Raw genomic sequence first — 18,242 nt, forward strand, 5'->3', positions numbered from 1 at the left:
CCCTCGCTGTGCAGGATCCAACCGCCTGACAGGCGCTGATTGTCGGCCCGAGCCCTAGCGTCATCGGCCTCAGTACTAAAACGACAGATGCGATAGACCCTTTTGCCATAAGACAAAGCTGGCTTGACGATGCAGGCCTGCGAGGATGCAGGCTGCCGGTACGGCCTGTGCCAATTAGACCACAACCTCCAATTTCCGGGAGCTGGCGCAATATAGCCCAAGAACCGCTCCGGACGGCTTCCCACAGTCGATCCAGCGGGAACCGCAATTTTGCCAAGAATTCCCGCCCGACCTCAGGAGGATTGGGTGACCAGCAAGCCATCGCCGCGCAGATCATTACTACATTCGACAATGCTTAGCGGCGTGGCGCTGCTGGCGATGACATCGGGGCCGGTGGGTCTGCTTGTCGCCCCGACCCCGGTCGTGGCTCAGGACCTGACCTCCGGAACCCTGTCTGGAACGGTAACTGACACCGCGGGAGCGCCGATCCAAGGCGCTACCGTCACGGTGACGCAGAACGGGCGAACGCAGAGCCGTACTCTGACGACCGACGCCGCCGGAGCGTTTCGCGCGGCTCAAATTCCCATCGGAACCTATAGCGTCTCGATCACCGCGCCGGGTTACGAAACCTACACGGACAGCAACGTCGCCGTGTCTCTCGGGCGGACGGCGGCCTTCTCATTCGCTATCGGCACGGTCGATGGCTCGGCGACCTCGCTCGACGACGTGGTCGTGGTGGGCACGAGAACCGCGGCCGTCGACTTCGACCAATCATCGACCGGCCTCACGGTAGACGTCCAGGAAACGTTCGATCGGATTCCGACAGCGCGTAACCTTGCCGCGATTCAGCTGCTAGCGCCGTCCACCACGCAAGGCGACTCCGCCTTCGGAAATGAGATTTCGATCTCAGGCTCCTCGATCGCCGAGAACGTCTACTATGTGAACGGCTTCAACATCACCAACTTCCGCAATTTTGTCGGCGGGAATACCGTCCCGTTCGAGTTCTATCAGCAGGTCGAGGTCAAGACCGGCGGCTACCAGGCTGAGTTTGGACGCTCCACAGGGGGCGCGGTTATTGCCGTCACGCGATCTGGGTCCGACGATTTCCACGGCGGCGCCAACTACTATGTCGAACCACAGAGCCTTCGTGATTCCACGCCCGACACCGCCCAGTTCCCGGGTTCCACCCTGGGCCTCGATTCCAAGGATACGAGCGATCGGTCCGAGACGAATGTCTGGCTTTCAGGGCCCATTCTGCGCGATCACGCCTACTTCTTCGGATTCTACAATTGGCGCGATTTTGAATCGAGCACTACCGGCAACGACGCGGCCGGAACCATCACGACCGCTACGGCCGACGACCCGTTCTACGGCGGCAAAATCGATCTCTACCTCAATCAGGACCATCGTCTTGAACTGACCTACATCAACGATGGTCAGACGCAGGTCGTCCAGACCGACGATGGAGTGTCGGTCAGCAACACCTTCAACTTCCTCGGTGGTGAAACGAAAATCGCCAAATACACCGGCGCGTTCGCCAACTGGTTTACGCTTTCTGCGCTCTACGGTGAGGGTTCATTCGACCAGACGGTCTCGGGGGATCTCGATACGGAAATCTCTATCGTCGACACAGGCGGCAACACAGTTCGCGGCAACCCCGCGCTCGTCATTGAGCAGGGGATCGATGAGCGGAAAATGTATCGCGTCGACGCTGACCTGTATCTTAACGGCCTGATGGGCGACCATCACATCCGGGTCGGGTACGACCGGGAAGACCTGAGTTCGCAATCGACACAAAGTTATTCGGGCGGCCGATACTTCCGGTACTACATCGCCGGTCCGGACGGGGCGTACGGGGGGGCCGTCGCGCCCGGCGCGCTCTACACCCGAGACCGGAACCTTCAATCAGGCGGCACTTACTCCACTGAACAGACGGCCTTCTATGTTCAGGACGCGTGGGATTTTAACGACCGCCTGTCGTTCCAGCTCGGCCTTCGCGCTGAGAAGTTCTCCAACAAGAACGCAGCGGACGAGGTCTTTGTCGAAACGGACTATGATCTTTCACCCAGGCTGGGGATGACCTACGACCTGTATGGGGATCGCAGCACCGCCATCAAGGCGTTCTACGGCCGCTACTATATTCCGATCGCCGCAAACACGAACATCCGGATGGCGGGCAATGAGCTCTTCACCCAGGACTTCTACAACGTGTCGAGCATTGGCGGAGGATTTGCTCCAACGGCCGCAGGCCTGAACGCATGCCTGGCCGCCTCGCCTCGCAACAACTGCTTGCCGACACTCGCCGGCCCACCGGTCTTATCCGAGGAGTTATCGCCGGGAACAGTGCCTGAAAGCCAATCGCTCGTCTCCCAAAACCTGGAAGCTCAATACCAAGACGAATTCATCGTTGGTATCGAGCATGAGGTCGCCGGCGGTGGCTCGTTCGGGATGTTCGAAGGCTGGACTGTCGGCGCGAACCTCATCTACCGCGACCTGAAAAAGGTCATGGAGGATTTCGATACCGACTTTATCATCGATAACTATTGCGCCTCGGTAGGGATCTCGCCCGCGAACTGCGGATCGCTCAACGGCGCCGGCTATGTTCTGCTCAATCCCGGCTCCGATCTGATCATCACGCCGGACTCGACGACCTTCCCGTTCCTCGCCGGTCAAACGATCACGATCCCGGCGGAGATCCTGGACCTTCCTGAAGCCAAGCGAACGTACAAGGCCTTGGAGGTGACGTTTGAACGTCCTTGGGATGGCCGGTGGAGCCTTCAGGCATCGGCCGTCTTTTCGGAATCGAAGGGCAACATCGAGGGCGGCGTGAAGTCGGATAATGGACAGGACGATACCGGCCTGACCCAAGACTTCGACCAGCCGGGCTGGACGGACGGAGCTTACGGCTTTCTGCCGAACCACCGCGGGCAGAGCTATAAGCTCTTTGGAGCTTACGCCGTCACACCGGATATTACGCTCGGCGTGAATGCGACGCTTACGTCCCCCCGCAAGTACGGCTGTATTGGCTTCTATCCCCTGGACGATGGTCGAGCGAGCCCGAGCACGAGTTCAGCTTGGTATTGCGACGGCGTGCTGACGCCTCGCGGAAGCCAGTTCGAAGGCGAGTGGATCAAGCGGGTCGATATGTCTGCCGCCTGGAATATTCCTGTCGGCGGACTTCCCGGCCGTGCCCAGCTGCGCGCGGACATCTTCAATATCTTCGATTTTGAAGGGGCAACCGACTTCGTTGAACAGGGCGAGGAAGCGCTCGGCACGCCGCGCGCGGAGTACGGCCTTCCCTCGGCGTATCAGTCGCCGCGCTCAATCCGGCTCGGCGTCTCGTACAGCTTCTAGGCCCCGAGCGGGCGGCGGCAAAAACCGCCGCCCGCTCACGCGCTGTCATGGACGGAACTCAGATTTGCGCCCCACCTTCGCCATGGGCCAATATTAGGCAGGACCGCCTATTTCTATCCGGAGGTGATGCGATTTCAGCCTGAGTGAAGAACTTGGAGTGGCCGCAATGGCTCGCTTCGCACTTTGTCACGAGCCTCCCTCGGCGGCGCCGTGCTGGGCGAAGTGGCCAAGGACACGTCTTCTCTGACGAACGGGTCGGACCGAATATGCTGGACGAAACAAACAGATCGAGCCCCCTCGGCGAAGCGGGATTTCCGACGATCCGCGTTGCAGGTTTTGCACCCTATCGCAGGTCCTTGCACCAAGGCGGCGTCGCGCTGATTGAGGACTACTCCATCTCCCGCCGCCAGCCACCGGCTTCGGGTTACTCACCAGAGCGCCAGATCGCCATCGCATACAGGGGTGGGTTCACCTGGCGGGTTAGCCGGGAAGAGATCGACGTGGTCTGCGGCGACAGCCTGCTGGTCCGGTCCGGGGAGTGCTTCGCCGAGAGCCACCTGTACGAGAGCGTGGGTCACGCAAGCATCCTGATCACCCCATCCCAAGCACTTCTCGATGAATTCGACGGATTGCGCCGACCCTTACGCGAAGCCTTCGCCCGATCACGCCGTCCGGCAAACGTCATCACGACCCTGACGACGCATGCCCTCCTCAATCGGCTGGGCGGTACTTCGAAGTCATTCTCACTTTTCGCCGAGGAAGCGGTCGCATGGATGCTTGAGGGCATTCTCTGCGAGGACTCTCGCTTCGGACCCAGCGCTGGGGCCCGCCACCTCGCAGAAGCGAAGGCTTTGCTACATGAGGCGGCGTCAGAAAATCTTTCACTTCTCGACATTGCACGGGAGGTCGGCACGCTTCCTGCCGCTTTGGCGGTATCCTTTCGACGTCTCGAGCATCGGACCCTGGAAAGCTATCGTCGACACGTCAGGCGAACGGGGACCAAGCCTCACAGGTCGCCGCCGCGGATCGATCACGAGCGGCTGGCTGCGGTCGTCCGTCATGTCGACCAGAACTACGCCGACCGGTGCTCCCTGGGCGACCTGGCCGAGTTGGCTGACACCGGCCGATATCAATTCATAAGAGGGTTCAGCGCGGTGATTGGTCTGACGCCGGCTCAGTACGTGATCGCGGCCCGTTTAAGGGCGGCAGCCACCGACCTGGCCATCAGCGCCGACGCCATCACGGAAATCGCCTTCCGCGTCGGCTTCAACGACATCTCGCACTTCAACAGCTGTTTCCGCGATGCATTCGGTATGTCCCCCCGCTGCTGGAGGTCACGCGCAGTCGGCTTCGAGAGGCCACACGCCGCGTAAGGACGGGTCCGATGCCGGTTCTGGTCAACAGATTGGCGCAACTTTCCCCAAGCGGAGTGACGGTCGCGCATAGAACACTGCCGTTGGTTAAACGGACTGATTGATGAGCCGGATGGGCGAGCGCGAGCAAGACCCCGAAGCCGATTGGATAACGACTGCGGTGCGATCAGCGAGTCCCCGCCGCATCTTGTTCGCCAGCGCCGACATTTCGGACTTTTCCGACCTGGCGTCTGCCTTGAGCGACCGTGCGATCGAGATGACGACAGTTGAGTCTACTGAGACAGCGACACAGCTCATGCAGGGATGCACCTTCGATGCGGTCGTTCTCGACAGCCGCCTTGCCACGCCTCACCCCATCCGGGCTTGCCGGCAAATGGTCGCGCTGAACGCCGGCCCTGTGCTCTTCCTTGCCGACGCCGGCGGCGAGAACGAACGTGTAGCCGCGCTGGATGCTGGAGCAGAGGACTGCGCGGACCGAACCTGCAGTCCAACGGAGCTAGCGGCACGGGTGAGAGCGGTCGCCCGCAGGGGCACATGCTCGAGATGGCCAGGAACTGCGGCGATCCGGGTGCGCGGTTGGCGGCTTGATCTGCGAACGCAGTCCGTCACGGCCCCCAATGGCGCAACGACCATCCTGTCTTCCCAGATGCTCCACTCCTTGATGGCCTTAATGGAGCATTCCGGCGAGGCGTTGAGCCCAGATCAGTTGAACACCTTGATCGAACCGAAGTTGTCGAAAGGGCAGCCAGAAGAGGTGGATTGGCGCGTCAGGGTGCACCGTCTTCGCAGCGCCCTTCGGACCCTGGATCCGTCCGTTGACGCTATCCGATGCATTCGCGGCAGAGGTTACGCCTTCGCACCGTGGGCGAGCCGCTGAGTGAATGAGACCGTCAGTCGGAATTGCAGGACGCCACGTTCGTGAGAGGTGGTCAACGAGACCTTCCTTTCTCCAACATCGATGCCGGTCACGCTCACACCACGGCGGCGCGGGTGCAGTTCGGCACAGCGCATTTCACTGACCGAAGACCGACGTTTCAATCCCGGGAGTAGAACAGATGGAAATGCCGCCTCCGACGATATCCTCTCCGCCATACATCCAGCGGCAAGCTGAAACTGTTGCAGACGATATCGCGGCCGTCGCCGCACTCGATGTCGCTTACCAAGCGGCGGTCAAAGCCAACGACGTCGCGGCGATGGACGCCATTCTGCATGCCCAATATGCCCTCGTTCTTGGCAACGGGACGATCGTCTCCAGAGACGATCTGTTGCGGGAGGCCGCTTCGGGCGACTACGTCTACGAGGTTCAGGATGAGGACCCGGGAACGCAAACAGTGCGAGTGTGGGGCGATACCGCGGTGGTCACCGCTCGCCTGCGCATCAAAGGCGAATATCGGGGCGCGCCGTTCGACCGTACGCTTTGGTTTAGCGATACCTACGTTCGAACCGAGCAAGGGTGGCGTTACGCTTTCGCGCAGGCCTCGTTGCCGCTTCCGGAAAGGGCTGAGCAAGTGCTCTCGGCCGAGGACTGAGGTCTTTACAGGGTACGAGAGGCGGGCTGATAGCGTGGTCTATGTCGACAAGCCTCCCATCCATTCCGATCGGCGTCCTCATCCCGATGACCCCCCCGGGATGGGTCGAAGCAGGGCGACATCTTCTCGCCGGCTTTGAACTCGCCGTCGAAGACATCAACAAGGCGGGAGGGGTTAGCGGCCGCGCCATGGAGCTTCTGGTACGCGACTCCGCCGGCGATGCCGACAACGTCGAGGCCGCGGTGCGCGACGTCGACAAGCTCGGCATTGTCGCGCTCGCGGGAGAATTCCATAGCGTCGCTGCGCGCCGGGCAGCGTCGACCGCGATCGCACTCGGTCTTCCGTTTCTGTGTTCGTCGGCGGTCATTGACGAGCTGACTGCAGAGGTCACGGATTGGGTCGCGCGGCTTGCCCCGCCTCAGTCGAAGGGGTGGCGCGATTACGCGGAATTCCTCCTTCAGGAGGGTCACGCACGAATAGCGGTCGTGAGCGCGCAAAGTCCGTATTGGCAGGCCGGCATCCGCATCTTGCGAGACAATGTCCGACCAAGGGGAGGCGAGGTGATTGAACTGATCTCCAGTCCAGACGATCCATCGGAGATCTGCAATCAGATCGCGGCCTGCCGCGCCACAGCTCTGCTGCTGTTGGTGGGCTATCCCGAGCCCGCCATTTCGATCGTAGAGGCCATACGGGCCGACGTCAGGCTCCGGGCTGTCTTGATCGGCGCACCGGCCGGACAGCCTGAATTCCCCTCCTGGGAAACACTGCTGAGGGGTGACGGCGCCGCCATCCCCTTCCTGCAATACCGACCCGAGCGGCTCACCCAATTGGGTCAGCGTGTCGAGGTGGAGCTGCATCGTCGCCTCAACGAAGCGCCGTCGTTCGTGGCGCTTGAGGGATACGATTCCATCATCGTGTTGGCAGACATTCTCCGCACCGTGGGCGTCGCTCGTTTCAACATCGCAAGCTCTTGGGCGAGTGCTCGCTCCGAGGGGACGCGCGGGACCGTGCAGTTCACGCAAGCGCCAGGCAGTCCCATTTGGCAATGGACGTCGGCGCCTGTCCAAATTGCCGATCGCGATCCTGCTGCACCCACCCGCTTTCGCAGACTCTACCCTGAGCAGGCGGCGTCCCCTTAGCAAGCGACGCCAGCCGGGCGTCCAGGTTCGCCAGAATCACCGCTGTCGGCCAGCGACATCGACCTTCCCACGCTCAGCAGAGCGATCTACCCACAAGGCGCCGATGACGGCTTTGAACCAGTCCGGGACGACCGCATGCCGACCAAATCCTTGTTCGTTACCAAGCTTCATGTCGGCGAGCTCACCGATGCAGAGATGCTGTCCGAACTCCGCATCGCAGTCCGAGCAATCGCAGATAGTGACGAAGCCGGACAGCGCTGGAGCAGGCAGTTCGACTACCGTGGCTATTGCAGTTGCGCGAGCCTCAATGAGCTGCATCGCCGGGATGACGTCTTTGGCCGCCTAGGTGAGTGGCTCACGGAGCAAGCCGAAGCCTTCAGCAAAGAATGCGCTTTCGTGAATGACCGGCCACCCCGCCTCGAACGGATGTGGATCAACCTTATTAAGCCTGGAGGCTATCAGCGCAGCCACCTGCATTTCCGCAGCATTCTCAGCGGGGTGCTCTACATCGATGCGCCCGAAGGCTCCGGGTCGTTGTGTTTCGAGGACCCGCGGTTGCCTATGATGATGGCGGCCCCGTTGCGATCCGACGGTGCGCCCGCCGATCTGCATAGTTACGTGACTGAGCCCGCAAAAGTCGGCGGCCTGCTCATGTGGGAAAGTTGGCTACGCCATGAGGTGCTGACCGGGCCCGCCTCGGAGGACCGCGCCAGTCTTGTCTTCGACTTCGTCTGAACCCGTCGCATGCCCGCAAGCACCCCATTGCCGTGTTCAGCACGGATCACCGATCGATTACCCCCAACGTTTCGCGAAACCCCGCTGTCTCAAAGAACGGGCTCACCCGTCGTGACAGCAAAAGCTTAGCTTGTTGCCATCGGGATCACGAACATACGCCCCATAGAACAAGGGATGATATGCCTCGCGTACACCGGGCGCTCCCTCATCGACCGCGCCCCGCTCAAGCGCCACTCGATACGCCTCATCGACGTCGGCTCGACTCAACGCCAGAAACGCCACCATCGTACCGTTGCCCACTGTGCTGGTGCGGCCGTTCTCGGGCCGAGTGATGATGAACAGCGGTCTACCTGCCGAGGGTCGCCCCCAATAAGCCCAGACGTGCCCCTCTGCGGTTGGCCGATCCCGACGTTCCATTCCTAGCGCAGCCATGACCGGTTCGTAGAACTGCAGCGCGCGATCGAGATCATTGGTGCCAAGTGTCACGTGCGAAAGCATGGTCGCCCCCTCTGTCAGGTCGCGTCTCGAGGGCTGTGATAGTTCGGCAACCTGTCGCGCCGACGGGCCTCGAAGACGATGGATGTTTCGATACGGGTGACGCCGGGCCGGCTCGTAAATTGATCGAGCGCCACGTCTTTCAAATGGAGCGTGTCGCGGACGGCGACATGCACGACCAGGTCGTAGCGCCCCGTGACTAGGTAAGCCGATCGCACTTCCGGGATCTCGGTGACATCCCGAAGGAAATCGTCGACCGTCTGACGCTTGTGCTTGGTCAGCCCGATCATGAGTAACGCCTCGAGACCGATGCCAAAAACCTTTGGATCGGCTTCCGCGTGCAGACCCTTCAGCGCGCCAGTCTCCCACAACCGGCGAATGCGTTGATGTGCGGAGGATGGGGCTAGGCCAACTTCCGCAGCGATCGCTTTGACCGTCGTGCGCGCGTCTTCCTGCAGAATGCCCAGAATGGCGAAATCTATTCGGTCAAGTTCGATGATATGCCTCAAATGCCATAATTCGTTCGTTTGAACGCAAGATGAAGCAGCCTCTATACGTCAACAGAAGGAAATCTACATAGGAAAATCGCGATGTCGCCGCTTGCCATGAACCGGTTGGAAACACTCTCCGACGTGCAGGTGGAGCAGTTTCGCGAGGAGGGTTTCCTCGCAGTTGAGAACGTCTTGCCTATGACGGCGGTCGAACAACTCCGCTCCCGCTTTGAACCGCTCTTCGCCGGAGACTTTGATACGGGCGTTTACCCGGACGAGTGGTACTGGCGAGAGGAACTGAGCAAACCTGACGTGACGCGGCACATGGCGAATGCCTGGAAGGCTGATCTCACGATCGCCGCGCTCAGCCTGTCTCAAGACCTTGGCAAAGCCGCCTGCCGTCTCACCGGGTGGCCAAGCGCAAAGCTCGGACAGGACACGATCTGGTGGAAGCCGCCCGGTGGGAAGCCGATCGCGTATCACCAAGACACGTCATTCATGGACTTCCTTGATCCCCAAGAGACGATCACCTTCTGGTTCGCCCTCGACGATGTGACCCGCCAAACCGGAACCCTTGAATACGCTCGCGGGTCACACAAATGGCCTTGCACGCCGATGCCTTCCAGCTTCCATGCGGCAGGGGATTATCGCGGCCAACTTCGCGCTGCCGCCCACGCCGCGAGCGCACCGATGCCAGACATATACTATGCCGAGGTTCCGGCGGGGTCCGTCGTCATCCACGCCGGTGAAACCTGGCATGGGTCCGGACCTAACGGCTCCACCGGCCAAATGCGCCGGTCGATCGGGGTTCATCTCGTTTCCGGCCAAGCTCGATTTTCTGATCGGCGCGGAGGTTACATCTACCGGCGCTATCAGATCAGCGGCGACGCCGGCCTCAACGAGAGCTTCTTCCCGATGCTGTGGTCCGCCGTCGGCGCGAGAACAACCTGGCTGGACGACTACTGCACGTCGGGCACGCGCTAGACAGTCGAGGTCCGGGGCTGCCTTGTCGACATTTGACGGTAGCTGGCGCACCCGACACGATTCGAACGTGTGGCCTCCACCTTCGGAGGGTGGCGCTCTATCCAGCTGAGCTACGGGTGCAGTCCGCCGTCCCTACATGGATCGACGGTCGCCGGTCAACGCAAACCAGTGTGGGCCGATGCCAGTTCACCGCATTTCCGGCGGCTTGTCTCTGCGACGTCCGAAGCGTAGCAAACTGCTTCCGTGGTGCTTCCGTGAGGATAAACCTGACCTTCGCGCCTACCGCTCGTTATAGGCTAAGCGCCTGAAAAATCGCCTAAAACATTCCATGCAGATGGGCGGAAAAGTGCTTGACGTCTGCCCTCCGAAGGCAAAGGTCACACGTTCGAATCGTGTCGGGTGCGCCAGCGTTTCTCTTGTAAATCATGTGGATGGTCCGCGGTTAGGCGGAGACCCGCGCATTGTCGACCACCCGATTTTTTTTGATCGGCAGGACGCCGGCGCGTGGTGAGGGGCCAGCGGAAAGCGATAGGGTCCTGGGAGCCCGCGGCTAGGTCGCAACCTCGAGGCGCGGGGGCCGCGTCAGTTCGAGATGGATCAGGCCCCGCTCCGGGCGGGTGATCCGCACGGGGGCCTCCTTCTCATCGAGGCGCCGGCGGAGCAGGATGAGCCGGGCCTCCAAATTGTCCTTTAGTTCCGGCAGGCGGAGGGCGCCGTCCAGGCGAAGTTCGCGGTTGCTGAATTCGGTTCGCCCGGACTCGGCGTGCAGCTTCAGGAGATGGAACAGCAGCCGACCGGGCACGCCCTTGATCAGGTAGACGTCGTCGATGAACAGGCTGTCGTCGAAACTGTGGTAGCGGACGTGGAAGGGTCGGCCGGCCGGCGCCGGCGCCTGTCTGCCCCGCCGGGCGCCGGGCGTTTCCGCCTCGGAGAGACGCAGGCCCCCCGCCAGTTGCAACGCCAGCATGGCCAGAGCGTCTTCGTCCGCGTGGGTGAAACGAAAGCGCCGGGCGTCTTCAGCGAACAATACGCCCTGGACGCGCCCGTTGCTGATCATCGGAGCGGCGAGTTGGCTCTGCGGCTCGGCCAGGCCGGGAAGCGGAATCACGCGCTCGCCCGCCTCGCCGCCCACCGCTGCGGCGTATCGTCGACCCCGGCTCATGTCGTTGATGCGGACGGCACGGGCACTCGCAGCGGCGACGCCTATCGCCCCCTCCCCAATGCGCGCCTCCGACCCGACGCCGCCGAGGCTGTATCCGCGACTGCCGATGGTCGTCAGCCGTCCGCGCTCCTCATCGGCCAGCAGGACGATGGCGTTCGAATAGCCCAACTCGCGCTGAAGGCCGTCGAGCAGGTCGTCGATCATCGCGTCCGGATCACTGGTCTTGGCCAGGCGCATCGCCAAGCGCGCCGCCGCCGAGAGCAGCGCGTCGCTATCCTGCCCCAGCAGCTCGGCGGCCGGCGGTTCGGGCTGAGCCGGGACGAGCTGGCAGCCTCGCACCCGGTAGATGTCCGCGCTGCGCAGCAGCCAAGGCACGCCGGGGCCTTCCTGGGCGACGGTCGCGCGTATCTGCGCGTCGATCCGCGAGAACGTGTCGCCGGACTCGACGGCGCGTTCGAACACCAGGTCGAGCTCGTACTGCTGGCCGGTGCGGCCGTCGACCACGAGAACGGTCGCCTGTCCCGTCAGCTCCACGTTGCGCGCAGTCTTGGAGAAGAACTGGTTGGAAAGCGCGACATGCTCATCGTCGACGTAGTGGACCTGGGACAGGTACGAGACGTTTGGGATCCCCTCATCGTCCGAGGTGGCGATGATCGAAGGAATGACTCCCTCGAAGCAGTTGCGCAGCGTGCGAAGGGACATGCTCATGCGGGCGTTCCCGCGCCGGCGTGGGCTGTTCCGGCCCCTGGGCCCGGCGTCTGCCGAAAGACCGCCATGGGGATCAGGCGCAGCCTGACGAGATCCCGGGGAAGAAGCCAGCAGGCCGCCTGCTGCGCCGTCACACCAAGGTCCAGCAAGGTCTGGGTCATCCGACCAACATAGCTGTGAGCCAAGTTCACTTCGTCGGCGTCCGCGTCGCCGAATTCGGCCAATCGCGCCTTGACCTGGTAGGTCTGGTAATCGGTCGGGTCGCTGAGCGTCACCGCGAACGCCGCGCCGACGCGCAGATCGCCGGTCATCGCCGGCCACTGCGCGCGGGAGACCAGCAGGTCGAGGGTCGAGCGATCCTCGCCCAGCCGGAGACCGACCCCGCGGCCGATAGCCGGGCGCGAGCCGGGGCCGGGCGTCGCCGCCGTGATCATCACCGAACGCAGCATGAAGGCCGCCAGATCAGCGTCTATGACCGGTTTCACGTGTCCCCCGTTTCCGCCGGGGGCCGGCGGATAGGATTCTTTTAGGCGACCGAACGCCGTCATAGGAAGCCTTTAGGAAGCCTCCGCTGGCGTGCGGACATAGACGCAGCGCCACGCCGCATTCCGCGGCACGGGGCGATTTCGCGATGACGGCCGACGGCCACGACCAGACACCTGACGTCCATTGGAAACCAGTGACGCATGGTCTGCGTCTCGGTCTCGCCTAGCCCCGACTCCTTCCGACCAGATCCGCGTGCAGTTCACCCGACCGTCCAAGGCCGGGGCGCCGAACTGCGCGCCGCAATTGGAGCCTATCTATGCAGTGCATGACCTTGATCGCGGCCGCCGCCTTGGCGCTCGGCCTCCCAGCGGCTGGGGCCGTCGCGCAGACGAGCCTTCTTCCCGGCTACTATGAGATCGTCACCCGCGTCGCCGGTGACCCCGAGCCTGACGTCCAGCATGAGTGCCTGACCGCCACCGAGGCCAAGACCCAAACGCTCGAACAGGTGCTGGCCGAATGGACCGAAGGCCGGTGCGACTACGCTCAGCGGCAGATCAGCGGCGGCAGGTTCGTGCTGGCCGGCGCGTGTACGCTCGACGGCTCCAAGACGACGTTCCACCACACCGGGACCTACACGCCGACCTCCTTCAGCGCCAACCTGAGCTCGCGGACCATGGTCGCCGGTAAGCCTATGGACGTGAAGATCGCCACGACCAGCCGGCGCGTCGCCGCCGCCTGCCCGGCCCGTCGCTGATTCTCCAACGGAGATTGCCCATGTCACCGACCCGTCTTGCGGCGGCGAGCCTCGCCGCGTTCCTGATCATCAGCCCAGCCCTCGCCCAGGCGCAGGTCGCTTGCGGCGCGCCGCCCCCGCAGGCCCAACCGCGCAAGCCCAGCGCCCTGGGCGGCCTGCTGGCGGCCGCGCGCGAAGCCGGCCTCGGCGAGGCCATCGCCGGAGGCATGGGCGGATCGGGCCGCAACTCGACCGCCGCGGCGGTGGTCGGAGCCGCGCTGTCAGGCGACCCGTCCAGCGCCGCCGCCGCCCTGCCATATGACAGCCGCCACGCGGCCACCGCCCGCGTGGCGGGGGCGCTGACCGGCGCGGCGCTGAATCTGGCCCGCTCGGCCGGTTCGACGAACGCAGCCTGCGAAGCCCAGGGCGGCCCGCAGCCGCCGAGCGACGGAGACGTCTGGAAATGAGGCGCGCCCTGCTCTGCGGCGTCGCCGCCCTGACGACCCTGGCCGCGGCGTCCCCGGCTCACGCCTGGAAGCCGAAGACGCACATCTATCTCGCCGAGGAAGCGCTGCGCGACGCGATCGACGACGACAAGGTCACGCTCTACGAGACCGACTACCGCACGGGAAAAATCGTCGGCGAGCTCGGTCAATTCAAGGTCGATCCCGAAGTCCTGGCCGCGTTGAAGTCGGCGCCCCAGCAGTTTCGCGCAGGGGTGCTGGGACCGGACGCCTACCCGGACATTCTCACCGGCCAACAGGTGATCCACCCCGAAGAGGCGCACGCCGTCGGCCAGGGGGCCGGAGGCTCGAACGCGTGGCTGGCCCACCTGTGGCGGCGTGGATTTCTGGACAACTCCAGCCCGCAGATCCGCGCCTTTACGGTCGGCTACCTGACGCATGCTGCGGGCGACGTGTTCGCCCACACCTTCGTCAACCACTTCGCCGGCGGCGAGTTCAAACTCACGCCGGACCCGACCAATGCGGCCAAGCACCTGGTGCTCGAGGGCTATATCGGCAAGCGTACGCCGCAGACGACCAGCGCCATCTCCTCCAGCGTCACGACCGGCGGCCCGCTGAGCCCGCGCAAGCGCGAAGACCTCGGCATGGACGAGGAAGACATCCAACGAAAGACCACCACCTATTATGGGGCGATCTCCCAGAACCAGGTGAGCATCTCCGGAGTGGAGAGCTTCATCTACCGCGAGCTGACCTACGCCGCCCCGGGCAGCGTGCTCGAACAGAAGCTGCTGAAGGGCAGCGGAGTCAGCCGCTCGATCCCTTACATCTTCTCGACCTTGCGCAACGGCCTGCAGCGGCAGGTCGAGGAATACGACCGGACCCGCATGTCCAAGAGCGGTCCCGCGCGGCTGGCCTACGCCGCAGCGAACGGCCCCGCGGCCGAATACAAGCGCGCCTGGATCAAGGACATCGACGATGGCCTGGCCGCCTTCCCAGCCGTCAGCCATGAGATCGCCAAGGCGATCGTCTACAATGAAGGCGGCTCGGACATGGCCCGGGCCAAGGCGATCATGGACCAGTACGTGATCGACCACCTGGCCTCCATGGCCGGCACGCCGGACGCGGCCGTGGCGACGGTCGCGTTCATTTCGGGCGTGATCGACGCGATTTTGCCGCCACCGGCGCGCGAGGCGTTCCGAGTCCTGATGCAGGCGCCCATGGACCTGCTGATCAAGGGCGTGAGCGGCCGCACCGCCGACGAATGGGCGGACTACATGAAGAACCCCGAAAACCACTTCGACGAGGTCATGAACCGGCGGGGCGGGGCCCACGGAGGCGAGATCGACCATCCGATCGACCTGGCGACGTTCAACCGCGACTATCTGAAGATCTCCGACGCCAGCTACTCGAACGCGTCGCTGAAGTGGCGGATCAACGACCTGCCGCCGGCTTTCAACACATTGCAGCTCACCAAGCTGATGCTGCTGGGCGATCAGGGCCTGAACGAGCTCAACGCCGCCCTGAGCGCCAAAGGCGCGACGATGGGCGGCGTGCCCAGCGAATTCCGCAACCTGATGCTGGGCTGGGTTCGCTCATTGGACGCCGGTAACCAGTGGCAAGGCTTGGGCGGAACGCCCCAGCCCGCCTTCGCCGGCAACGGGGGCGCGGCCTATCGGCGCCTGTTCCTCAATCAGGTCGGCGAGAAGCCCTGGATCGCCGAGGAGGCGCCGCAACAGCCTGCCGAAACTCCCGGGCCGGCTGTCCCTGCGCAGGATCTGACGCCCTTCGCGGGGGATTGGGATACGACCTATGGGCGCGTGACTTTGGCGCTCGGCGAGGACGGCGTCCTGCGCGGTCGGATGGTGGCGCGCGCGGCCGACGGCCGTGAAGTCGACGGCGGCCGTCTCGAATTGCGCGACGGCGCCAGCGAGGGGGTGCTTCGGGGGCAATCCCTCTACGCCGCGCACGTCGTCGACGTGGTTCTGACCTTCGACGCCGCCCGGAACAGCTTTAGCGGCACCGCGCAGCAGGCCGGCTCCACAAGCCCTTCGACCTGGAGCGGAAAGCGCCTCGCCGCGACCGATCAATCCCCGTCCGCGCCGCCGGCCCAAACCGAGTCGCCGCCGCCGCCGTCCAGCCAGCCTCCGGCACCGCCGATCGCGACCGCGCCCGTCGCGCAGGCCGGGATCCTCCATCCGCTGGAAGACTTCGACGTCCGTTTCGAACGCGCCGTCACGGCCCGCAACGGAACCGTCCACGTGTTCCTGACCGTCAAGAATACGACGCGCCGCGACATCTCGATCGGCGCCGGGGTCTTCAAAGCGGTGGCCTACGACGCAGACGGCGTCGGGACCAGCGAGAGCCAGATCTGGCGCACCGGCGCGGAGACCCCGGAGTCGTTTCCCTCCGCACCGGTCGTTCCGCCCGGCGGAGAGCTGCGCTTCCGCTTCGTCATGACCCCGCCCTCGACCACGCCCTTCAGCGTGGTGAATATTCGCGAGAGCGACGACAAGTCCTTGAATTTCGCTTTGTCCGGCGTCCAACCAGGCGCGGCGCTGGCTCCGCTGCAGGCGTCCGGCGCTGGCCCGTTCAAGGAGCTGAGCCAGTTCGACGTCCGGATCGACGGCGTCGCCAGGGCGCGCGACGGCCGGACCGAGCTGTTCGTCACCCTGCGCAACCCGGGGAGCAAGGTGCTGACCACCTCGAAGGGCTGGATCAAGTTCAGCGCCGCCGACGCCGACGGGGCGAAGGCGACCACGCGAAGCGCGCTCTATCCAGTGCGCGGACCGCGCGGCGAGGAGCTGCCCCTGCTGGTCTACGTCGCCCCCGGTGGCGAGACCCGCCTGCGGTACGTTTTCGAAGGCCAGGTGTCCGGGCCGATCACCGTCCGCGACGGGACCGCCGAGCAGATCTTCTCGCCCGGCCGATAAACCACCACACGCGACAACACGAAGGAGAAGACATGGATCTCGAGGAGATCGATTGGCGGACATTGTATCTGTCGGGGGACGGCCGCATCGGCCGCACGGAGTTCTGGATCGGCGCAGCGGGATTGATCTGCGTCGGTCTCGTCGCCGGCCTGGTCCCGGTGGTCGGCGTTCTGGCCTCCCTGGCGCTGATCTACCCGTGGGCCTGCCTGACGTCCAAGCGGCTGCACGACTTCGGTCGCTCGGGGCTGCTGGTGCTGGTCGCGGCGGTTCCGGCGGTGGTCGCCGGGGTTTTCAGTCTGGTCACCGCCCTGGCGGCGAGCAACCTCAGCACGATCGGCGTGGCGTTGGCCAGCGCCAGCCTGTCGCTTGGGGTCTCCACGGTGGCGCTGCTCGTCTCGCTCGGTTTCGTGCTCTGGGTGGGTCTTACGCCCGGGCACGACGCGGCCAACAGTTATGGAGCCCGCATGCAGGGTGGCTAGGCGCCGGCTGCCCGCGCCGACGGCTCATCTCCGAACTGAAGCGTGTGCAGGTTCTTCTGGCGCAGGGCTTCGCCGGCCTCGTCGAAGAAGAACGGCAGGAAGGCGTAGCGGCGGCCGCGGGTGACGGGGGTCGCCTCGTGCAGCAGCGAGCAGGAGAACACCACAGCCCCGCCGGTCGGCGGCCGGTAGGTCTTGGGGCCGAACTCGGGGAAGCGCAGATCGCCGCCCTCGAACTCCTCGGCGTTGAGGTTGATCGAGCAGGCGAACTTGCGGTGGGCGGTGCCGGAGGTGGTGTTGTCGCGGTGCGGCTTGAAGTAGCCGCCGCCGTCGTCGGCGTCGTAGCAGGCGACGATGTAGCGTTCGATGCGGGTGGGGTTGAACTGGAAGGCGCGGTTGATCGGGCGCAGCAGCCGGGTCTGGATGCGGGCGCGCAGCTCGTCGCGGAAGGCCTCGTCCTCGATGGTGGCGTCGCGGCGGCTCTTGAAGTCGTCGAGCACCGCGACGGTCTTGCCGCCGACCTGGCGCATGGTCCCAGAGCGCTCGCCGCCTCGGCGTTCGTAGAACTCGATCAGCCGCGCGCACATCTCCGGCTCGAAGATCCGCGGCACGACCAGCACCGGGGCGTGGAGGGGCACGCCGGCGTGGTCGCCCGGCGCGGGCAGGGCGCGGATGGCGGCGAACACCTGCTCGGTCTGGTCCATGCCGCCGGCGACCATCACCCGCAGGCTGGGGTCGAGCAGGCACCAGTACGGAGTTTCGACGCCAGCCTGCGACACCGCGCCATAGGCGCGGCTGACCGCGCCGCTCTGGTCGAGGAACCACATCAACCCGGGACGGTCCTGGGCCTGGGACATGGCGACCGGGTCACGCAGCACCCCGAAAGCGACGAGGTTGGTCTGGTCGTAGAGCGACTGGTGGGCCTGCATCGCGGCCAGCGCCAGTTGGCGGGCGATCGGCTCGGTCGGCAGGAAGGCCAGCAGGACGTAGCGCCCGCCGAGGCTGGAGAAGTTGAAGTTGGGGACGCTGGGCGTCGGAGCCGTGAACCAGGGCGCGGCTTGACCGGTCTGCATCATCATGGCCCGGTTGGTCGCGTGGACGGGTTATGCCCACAAGCATAAGAAGCTTATAAGTCCCGAGGCGGGCGCAGGCATAAGCCCGGCATAATTGAACCGCCGCGTCT

The 18,242-nt window shown here is 64.3% G+C and carries 16 protein-coding genes and 1 tRNA gene; 11 read left to right on the forward strand and 6 right to left on the reverse strand.

Annotated features, from left to right (window positions below):
• The first annotated feature begins 306 nt into the window (after nucleotides 1-306).
• The 6 genes from GGQ61_RS06665 to GGQ61_RS06690 all read left to right on the forward strand — a co-directional run bounded on the left by GGQ61_RS06665 (nucleotide 307) and on the right by GGQ61_RS06690 (nucleotide 8,130).
• Nucleotides 307-3,354, forward strand: coding sequence for a carboxypeptidase regulatory-like domain-containing protein (locus tag GGQ61_RS06665; protein WP_183770917.1), 3,048 nt, complete (start codon nucleotides 307-309; stop codon nucleotides 3,352-3,354).
• A 266-nt stretch (nucleotides 3,355-3,620) separates the two neighbouring features.
• A complete protein-coding gene (locus GGQ61_RS06670; RefSeq protein ID WP_183770918.1) occupies nucleotides 3,621-4,727 on the forward strand; it encodes an AraC family transcriptional regulator in 1,107 nt (368 codons plus the stop codon).
• A 112-nt stretch (nucleotides 4,728-4,839) separates the two neighbouring features.
• The gene (locus GGQ61_RS22700) at nucleotides 4,840-5,604 is read left to right on the forward strand and encodes a response regulator transcription factor (protein ID WP_425501000.1); all 765 of its coding nucleotides are present in this window, start codon (nucleotides 4,840-4,842) and stop codon (nucleotides 5,602-5,604) included.
• Between the two features lie 178 nt (nucleotides 5,605-5,782).
• Nucleotides 5,783-6,256, forward strand: a complete 474-nt coding sequence (locus tag GGQ61_RS06680; RefSeq protein WP_183770922.1) for a nuclear transport factor 2 family protein — start codon at nucleotides 5,783-5,785, stop codon at nucleotides 6,254-6,256.
• A 41-nt stretch (nucleotides 6,257-6,297) separates the two neighbouring features.
• On the forward strand, nucleotides 6,298-7,395 hold the full coding sequence (locus tag GGQ61_RS06685; RefSeq protein ID WP_183770924.1) for an ABC transporter substrate-binding protein: 1,098 nt from the start codon (nucleotides 6,298-6,300) through the stop codon (nucleotides 7,393-7,395).
• 135 nt (nucleotides 7,396-7,530) lie between these two features.
• Nucleotides 7,531-8,130, forward strand: coding sequence for a TIGR02466 family protein (locus tag GGQ61_RS06690; RefSeq protein ID WP_183770926.1), 600 nt, complete (start codon nucleotides 7,531-7,533; stop codon nucleotides 8,128-8,130).
• A gap of 102 nt (nucleotides 8,131-8,232) precedes the next feature.
• On the opposite strand, the gene GGQ61_RS06695 is transcribed toward GGQ61_RS06690, so the two are convergent.
• On the reverse strand, nucleotides 8,233-8,628 hold the full coding sequence (locus GGQ61_RS06695) for a VOC family protein (RefSeq protein WP_183770928.1): 396 nt from the start codon (nucleotides 8,626-8,628) through the stop codon (nucleotides 8,233-8,235).
• 14 nt (nucleotides 8,629-8,642) lie between these two features.
• Nucleotides 8,643-9,134, reverse strand: coding sequence for an Lrp/AsnC family transcriptional regulator (locus tag GGQ61_RS06700; RefSeq protein ID WP_221220914.1), 492 nt, complete (start codon nucleotides 9,132-9,134; stop codon nucleotides 8,643-8,645).
• Nucleotides 9,135-9,215: 81 nt separating this feature from the next.
• Here GGQ61_RS06700 and GGQ61_RS06705 point away from each other — a divergent pair, with 81 nt between their 5' ends.
• Complete coding sequence (locus GGQ61_RS06705) at nucleotides 9,216-10,100, forward strand: phytanoyl-CoA dioxygenase family protein (RefSeq protein ID WP_221220915.1); 885 nt, start codon at nucleotides 9,216-9,218, stop codon at nucleotides 10,098-10,100.
• A 43-nt stretch (nucleotides 10,101-10,143) separates the two neighbouring features.
• On the opposite strand, the gene GGQ61_RS06710 is transcribed toward GGQ61_RS06705, so the two are convergent.
• The 3 genes from GGQ61_RS06710 to GGQ61_RS06720 all read right to left on the reverse strand — a co-directional run bounded on the left by GGQ61_RS06710 (nucleotide 10,144) and on the right by GGQ61_RS06720 (nucleotide 12,455).
• Nucleotides 10,144-10,220: transfer RNA gene (locus GGQ61_RS06710), tRNA-Arg, on the reverse strand.
• 430 nt (nucleotides 10,221-10,650) lie between these two features.
• Nucleotides 10,651-11,970: a GAF domain-containing protein gene (locus GGQ61_RS06715; RefSeq protein WP_183770930.1), complete on the reverse strand. Its 1,320-nt coding sequence runs from the start codon at nucleotides 11,968-11,970 to the stop codon at nucleotides 10,651-10,653.
• Nucleotides 11,967-12,455 carry a hypothetical protein gene (locus tag GGQ61_RS06720; RefSeq protein ID WP_183770932.1) on the reverse strand — a complete coding sequence of 163 codons (489 nt, stop codon included), beginning with the start codon at nucleotides 12,453-12,455 and terminating at the stop codon, nucleotides 11,967-11,969. Before GGQ61_RS06720 ends, GGQ61_RS06715 begins: the two co-directional genes overlap by 4 nt.
• A gap of 317 nt (nucleotides 12,456-12,772) precedes the next feature.
• On the opposite strand from GGQ61_RS06720, the gene GGQ61_RS06725 reads away from it, so the two are divergent.
• The 4 genes from GGQ61_RS06725 to GGQ61_RS06740 are packed head-to-tail and all read left to right on the forward strand — an operon-like array spanning nucleotide 12,773 to nucleotide 17,062.
• Entirely contained in the window at nucleotides 12,773-13,210 is a 438-nt protein-coding gene (locus tag GGQ61_RS06725; protein ID WP_183770933.1) for a DUF3617 domain-containing protein, read from the forward strand.
• 20 nt (nucleotides 13,211-13,230) lie between these two features.
• Nucleotides 13,231-13,656 (forward strand): hypothetical protein, encoded by a 426-nt coding sequence (locus tag GGQ61_RS06730; RefSeq protein ID WP_183770935.1) that lies wholly within the window; start codon nucleotides 13,231-13,233, stop codon nucleotides 13,654-13,656.
• Complete coding sequence (locus tag GGQ61_RS06735; RefSeq protein ID WP_183770937.1) at nucleotides 13,653-16,583, forward strand: hypothetical protein; 2,931 nt, start codon at nucleotides 13,653-13,655, stop codon at nucleotides 16,581-16,583. The genes GGQ61_RS06730 and GGQ61_RS06735 overlap by 4 nt, the downstream gene beginning before the upstream one ends.
• A gap of 32 nt (nucleotides 16,584-16,615) precedes the next feature.
• Nucleotides 16,616-17,062, forward strand: a complete 447-nt coding sequence (locus tag GGQ61_RS06740) for a DUF805 domain-containing protein (RefSeq protein ID WP_183770939.1) — start codon at nucleotides 16,616-16,618, stop codon at nucleotides 17,060-17,062.
• Here GGQ61_RS06740 and GGQ61_RS06745 read toward each other — a convergent pair.
• On the reverse strand, nucleotides 17,059-18,132 hold the full coding sequence (locus GGQ61_RS06745; protein ID WP_246370582.1) for a 2OG-Fe(II) oxygenase: 1,074 nt from the start codon (nucleotides 18,130-18,132) through the stop codon (nucleotides 17,059-17,061). The two genes, GGQ61_RS06740 and GGQ61_RS06745, sit on opposite strands and share 4 nt — an antisense overlap.
• Between the last annotated feature and the right edge of the window lie 110 nt (nucleotides 18,133-18,242).

Source organism: Phenylobacterium haematophilum (genome assembly GCF_014196295.1).
GTDB classification, from domain to species: Bacteria; Pseudomonadota; Alphaproteobacteria; order Caulobacterales; family Caulobacteraceae; genus Phenylobacterium; species Phenylobacterium haematophilum.